The 5,569-nt window shown below is 34.1% G+C and carries 9 protein-coding genes and 1 pseudogene; 6 read left to right on the top strand and 4 right to left on the bottom strand.

The annotated features are described in order from the left end of the window. Positions 1-55: 55 nt before the first annotated feature. Positions 56-385, bottom strand: coding sequence for a hypothetical protein (locus tag A9239_RS10960; RefSeq protein ID WP_048118274.1), 330 nt, complete (start codon positions 383-385; stop codon positions 56-58). A gap of 904 nt (positions 386-1,289) precedes the next feature. Between A9239_RS10960 and A9239_RS20485 the strand changes: the two genes are divergently transcribed. The 6 genes from A9239_RS20485 (at position 1,290) to A9239_RS10935 (ending at position 4,119) form a co-directional block, all read left to right on the top strand. Continuing rightward, positions 1,290-1,412 (top strand): hypothetical protein, encoded by a 123-nt coding sequence (locus A9239_RS20485; RefSeq protein WP_255361940.1) that lies wholly within the window; start codon positions 1,290-1,292, stop codon positions 1,410-1,412. A 313-nt stretch (positions 1,413-1,725) separates the two neighbouring features. After that, a complete protein-coding gene (locus A9239_RS10955) occupies positions 1,726-1,854 on the top strand; it encodes a desulfoferrodoxin FeS4 iron-binding domain-containing protein (protein ID WP_048118272.1) in 129 nt (42 codons plus the stop codon). Between the two features lie 96 nt (positions 1,855-1,950). After that, the gene (locus A9239_RS10950) at positions 1,951-2,181 is read left to right on the top strand and encodes a DUF2180 family protein (protein WP_048118269.1); all 231 of its coding nucleotides are present in this window, start codon (positions 1,951-1,953) and stop codon (positions 2,179-2,181) included. Between the two features lie 11 nt (positions 2,182-2,192). Beyond that, positions 2,193-2,414 carry a DUF2180 family protein gene (locus tag A9239_RS10945; RefSeq protein ID WP_048118266.1) on the top strand — a complete coding sequence of 74 codons (222 nt, stop codon included), beginning with the start codon at positions 2,193-2,195 and terminating at the stop codon, positions 2,412-2,414. A gap of 248 nt (positions 2,415-2,662) precedes the next feature. Then, positions 2,663-3,010 carry a carboxymuconolactone decarboxylase family protein gene (locus tag A9239_RS10940; RefSeq protein ID WP_048118263.1) on the top strand — a complete coding sequence of 116 codons (348 nt, stop codon included), beginning with the start codon at positions 2,663-2,665 and terminating at the stop codon, positions 3,008-3,010. A gap of 617 nt (positions 3,011-3,627) precedes the next feature. Beyond that, the gene (locus A9239_RS10935; protein WP_048118260.1) at positions 3,628-4,119 is read left to right on the top strand and encodes an NADH-quinone oxidoreductase subunit B family protein; all 492 of its coding nucleotides are present in this window, start codon (positions 3,628-3,630) and stop codon (positions 4,117-4,119) included. Positions 4,120-4,152: 33 nt separating this feature from the next. Here A9239_RS10935 and A9239_RS18370 read toward each other — a convergent pair. The 3 genes and pseudogenes from A9239_RS18370 to A9239_RS10925 all read right to left on the bottom strand — a co-directional run. Then, positions 4,153-4,588 (bottom strand): annotated as a pseudogene (locus A9239_RS18370) (IS5/IS1182 family transposase); the annotation flags it as partial. A gap of 173 nt (positions 4,589-4,761) precedes the next feature. Continuing rightward, entirely contained in the window at positions 4,762-5,112 is a 351-nt protein-coding gene (locus tag A9239_RS10930) for a hypothetical protein (protein WP_048118257.1), read from the bottom strand. Positions 5,113-5,242: 130 nt separating this feature from the next. Then, positions 5,243-5,569: tetratricopeptide repeat protein (locus tag A9239_RS10925; protein WP_141706435.1), on the bottom strand; the 327-nt coding region annotated here is incomplete at its 5' end.

Raw genomic sequence — 5,569 nt, 5'->3', positions numbered from 1 at the left:
GGATTTTGGACCAGAGTCCTGGAGAGAATGATAAATTAACGGGTTTAGGTTTCACTCAGCAAAACTGCGCCCAATATCGGTGTGCTTTGACGTAACTTCCCCATAGTACGAAATCATTCCATTCTTCAAGCTCGATCTCTGCTTCTCTCAAATAGACCTTATTTTGAAAAGTTGAAAAATCCATGTCGTACTTCTGCTTCATTTCAGCTATTTTCTTGTCGTAGTAACCGGCTTTTTGTTCAGCCTTGTTATGCACAAAACCCTGTAAGATTTCTTGCTCGTCTTTGTTTAAACCGATTTTGGCCATACTATCTATAGGCTCAAGGAGTTTTCCAGGCATTTTTATATAACGACTATAATGACAATATTCAATGGTTTCCCCCATATTATCACCTATAATTATTATTATTATTTTTATTATTCTGTCCCTTTAATATAAATGTATTTGTGTGCTTCCTCAGTTTTAAGTAAGTTATCTAGAGTTAAATAAAAATAAACTTATAAATTAGGAAATATCCTTTACAAACTCACATATTAATATTTTATCAATTGTTTTGTTGAATTTATGTATTTGAAAATTTATAAAGTTTGTGGAAAAATCTGTATATATTATGGAAATTCGGACTATGAAAATTCTGACACCCAGAGATTCAAGCTTCTGCCGCTGGTTAGAGAAAAATAAAACTTTAAAACTGAAATGTAATAAGAGGGGGAAAAATATAAATTTTCTATTTTGTAGAGGTCTTCAGAACTAATAAATAGAAATGAAACAGTTATTCTATTTTTTCTGCGGTTGAAAATCCATTAAATAAAGAAGATACAACTTTGTAGATAGTCATTACACTTTATTTATATAATATTATTGTTCGGCTTTAAAATATTTTATTCTAGGCTGTCTTTTGTTAATAAGCAATTTTTCATATAAATAATTTAAAATAATTATAAGAATAATTGAGTAACTACTGGGAGAATTATTTATTGTAACATGAAAGGAATTTGATTGACGCTAGTTAATTGCTAGCGGAATCAACTCAAATTTTGTGATCCCAGGATAATAAAATCTCTAGATTATGTATATGTTATCAATATATGTTATCAAATTTGATCCCGTTGATGTTTTATTGGTCAGAGGGATGGGAAAAACTGTCAATGTATCTAAAAAGTTGGCAGGAGCAATCTGAACATAAATAAAAATTGGGAATCCTTTGAAAGGTGATAAATATTTAATCAATAAATATAAAAATTATTATAAATTGTTATAAGTATAAATGATTTAGGAGTTGAATCTAATGACTCAACATAAAGAAGAAATAAAAGAAGAAACAAAGAAAGAAGAAGTCAAAGTTGAACCGATACACCCCTCTGAACAAAGAGGAGGTAAAAAGAAAGGTCTTCTTGACACCTGTAAGTAAGCAGGCTCTTATCCGCTAGTGGGTGAGTCTTCAATAAAATCAAAAAATAAGCACACCATATTTGTGAAAAAACATATAAAAATATTATTAGTGCTTTGTTCTTTGATAATTCTTCCACATCTTCCACAGTAAATAAAGACAAATGTATTTTAAGATCTCATCCATAGCGAATATAATTTTTTGCCATTTCAGTTTTCAGAAAATCAGCTTTGAATTTTGGATTATTCTCTAAAAACTGTATCAGTATAGCAATGGGAAAGTTTAATTAAAATGCTTTGAGATAATAACTTAAAGGAACCAGGGTGAAAGGTTTATGGGCGTATCTGCTAAAGGAGAAAGATATCTTTGTGAGATATGTGGTAACGAAGTTGTAGTAGAAGAAGTAGGTGGAGGAACTCTTGTTTGTTGCGGCCAGGAAATGACTCTTGTTGATAATAAATGAAGTCATCCGTATAATTTAATTAATAAATTATACTTTAATGCATTTTAACAAATTTTCGGATAAATAAACAACTTTTTCTTACCTGGAGGATAGCTTATGAAATGCTATGAATGCGCTAAAGAAGGCAAAGATACGGACGCAGTTGGGATTTGTATTGCGTGTGGTAGAGGGGTTTGCAAAGAGCACCTTATTCGTGAGGAAACTCCTGCTTGGGAAGGGAGTTATCCAATTGAACTGAAGCCTGACATTGAGCACATTAAAAGAATTATGTGCCAATCTTGCCATGAAGCTCTGAAGGAAAACTGCCTATTTAATGAGGTTTGTTGAGGTGATAAAGAATGATGAAGTGTTATGATTGCGCTGAAGAAAATAAAGAAAACGAGGCAGTAGGGGTTTGCATCGTCTGTGGAAAAGGTCTCTGTATAGATCATATCAAAGAAGTAGAGTTACCTATGAAAGGAGGATATCCACTTCCCCATTTGACACTAAAGAAAGATCTTCCCAGAATGATGTGTCGTGAGTGCATTGATGCCACTATTGGGGACATAGGCTGCGTCTAAAAAGCTGGTTTTAAATTTTGATAGTTTATTCCGTAGACTGAAGGCTTATTTCCTCTTTAATTCTATTGGCATTATTTCCTTGTCCCTAAATACTAATCTAGAGTGTTTGAAAATCATTTAGAACGGGCTCAATCAAAAAATCATCTATAAATTTATAGTTGTACCGTTCTTTATTTGCCAGTCAAGTCTTAAATATAAAAAAAACATCTGATCTTTCTACATATTATTCAATAGGTAGGTGACATAATTTGGCAGACCATAAAACAGTAACAGAGAGTATAGAAAAGAAAATGGGATTTAAGCCCCAGATCTTAGAAACACTTGAAGAACTTGATCCTGATTTTCTTACAAAGTACAGACGTTGTGATGGAAAATTATTATCTGATGGAGCTCTGCCTGCAAAAACAAAAATCCTTATGGCTCTTGCAGTTGTGGCATCTAAGCAGTGTGAGGCCTGTACAGTGGCACAGATGAAAAGTGCTCTTAATCATGGAGTTACTAAGGAAGAAATCATGGAAGCTATGGAAGTTATCTTTATCACCTCAGGAGCTCCGGCTGTTGCTGCTTGTCGTGAAGCCCTGAAATTATTGAAATAAAACACTTAAAATATTTATTTAATTTATTTTTTGTGAAATTATAGTTATAATAAGAAGGCTCTGTCAAGTCCTGGGTTAATGAAATATTTCTTCAAGAATAATAGAGTAAGAATTACAGTAAAAGCAATCAATAGGTTATCAAAAAAAAGTACTTAGCTCATCTGATTTTTATGAACCTATGATTTGACAGAGTCTTTTCTTTTTTGATATAGTTTTTTTTCGGAACCGTGCCGTTTTTTTAGAACTGTACTGTTTTTTTAGACATTAGCAGAACTTCAAACTGGTTTTTTAGTCTCACAATATCATTCAGGAAAAAAGAGATCATGCCACTCATTCAAACTAGTGAAGAGCCATTTTTAGTCTTCAAATTTTGTCTCTTAATCATAATTCTCTCTTTATCACAAGAAATAGTTTGAAACTCTTTTTTATAATTAACTTTATATAAAATAATTCTCTATAAATTAGTAGTTGTATTCAATTTTCATCGAGCTACATTAGATTTTAAGTCACTCAAATGTGTTTCAAAAGCCTACTGAGAAATATACTGCGGAACGCAGAGTAAATGTAATGAATCCTATCCGTTGCTCCGATGAAAATAACACAAAAGAGAGATATTTATGACGTTAGCAAAATCTCCATGGATTATACACGTGAATTGTAACAGTTGTAATGGCTGTGATATTGAAGTAATAGCTTGTCTTACTCCTTTATATGACGCTGAAAGATTTGGTGTGTTAAACATCGGTACCCCCAAACAAGCAGATATAATGGTGGTTACAGGCGCAGTGAATTACAAAAATGTGGACGTGCTTGTAAATATCTATAACCAGATTCCTGATCCAAAAGTTGTTATAGCAGTCGGCGCCTGTGCATCCACAGGTGGAATTTTCCATAGCTGTTATAATGTAATAGGCGGAGTGGACCAGGTTATACCCGTAGACATATATGTTCCAGGCTGCTGCCCAAGACCTGAAGCTATACTTGATGGAATCATGGCGGCTCTTCCAATTCTAGAAGATAAGAAGAAAAAGAATATCAAAGGAAAAGAGGTAAAACTCAAAAGAAATGAGGCACCGGTACCTGGTGATTCCCTGGGCACGCCACGCTGAAGCAAAAGTGGTGTAAGCTTTTTGCCTTAGAACCTATCCTGAAAGTCCTGCTGCTCTGAATGTTATCCGTGCAGATGCGAAATGAAGCATAGCAAGGTCATTCTCGATTTTCTTTTCCCATCTTATAAGCAGTCTTCTGAATCTGTTTAGCTAGGAATGTGTCCTTTCTACAACACGTCTTCTTGCCCTAAAACCGGTACTCTATTCTTATTTATTCTTCTCCACGGCTTTTACTATGGGCAGTATAACCATATTCTTTAACCAATTCTCTGATATCCGGTTCCAGCTCCACTTAATGGTGCTTTTGTCACAGCACCATCAATTGCTTGCTATTCCCACTCTAGTCCGTTCTTATTATGTTACTCCATTAGACCAGCTTGCCGCATGTTTTCAAAGAATCCAGAAGTTTGCCACTCCTTAATCAATCATGAACGGTTCTTGGAGCTCCATAAAATCGTGGCGAAGATTTTCTTATCGATTCTCGTGATGAATTCAAGGCTTATCTGGAAAAAATGGTGCCGAAATTCTCCGGGGCCTGAATAAGGTCCCGACCGGCAGGAACATAACAGTAAAGCATCCCGACGGCTCGGTAATAGAGTACGCGGATCACTCCAAAAATGCCAAAAATAAATAATTTAAACGTTATTTTTGAGCTTTTTCAATTAAATTGTTAATTATATCGTCTACAGTTTCTGATTTTCGTGCACTTAAAACTGAGCAAATAAACCATAAAGCTGAAATTATACCAGCAATGTAAAATATTTTTTGCCATGTATCACCACTTACGATAAAATCATGAAAATCAGAAGTGATAAGTGTTATTACAATAGTGGCAAATATAGCATAAGGAGTAGTCCAGCGACTCTTCTTCTCTAATCGTTTCAGGTGATTACTTAAACAAACTCTTAGAGTATCTTCATTTATACGTATATAAACACCTGGTACAAAGATAGTTTCTCTGGCACTGTAATCCACAGAAACATCATCTAGCATATCTTTCTTACTTTTTTTATATTCAGGAATCTGACTCAGAACTCTCTACTCTCCCTCTTTCTATAAATCAGAATTTTTTATTTTTACGCAAATATTCTAATATTCCCATCTAGCTTGAAGAAGGACCTTTTTATTTACCAGTATTTTTGTTAATACTAATTATATTTCTTTGAATTTTTTGAATATAAGGGTGGCCTGATCCATAAACGCTCTCCAGGATTTTGAGTGCACGATTAAACATTTTGAGAGCTTCTTTATATCTTCTCATTTCCCTATAGAGAACAGCCATGTTGTTTAGAGTGATTGCAACATCAGGATGCTCTGGTCCGTAAATATTCTCCAGGATTTCTAGTGCACGATTAAACGTTTCAAGGGCCTGTTCATATTTTCCAGTTTCTCCGTAGAGAACAGCTATATTGATTAGAGTATATGCAACATCAGGATGAACTGAACCATA

The organism is Methanosarcina sp. A14 (genome assembly GCF_001729375.1).
In the GTDB taxonomy this organism is placed as follows: domain Archaea; phylum Halobacteriota; class Methanosarcinia; order Methanosarcinales; family Methanosarcinaceae; genus Methanosarcina; species Methanosarcina barkeri.
The sequence above is the reverse complement of the archived record's forward strand: the minus strand, read 5'-3'. Positions and strand labels throughout refer to the sequence as shown.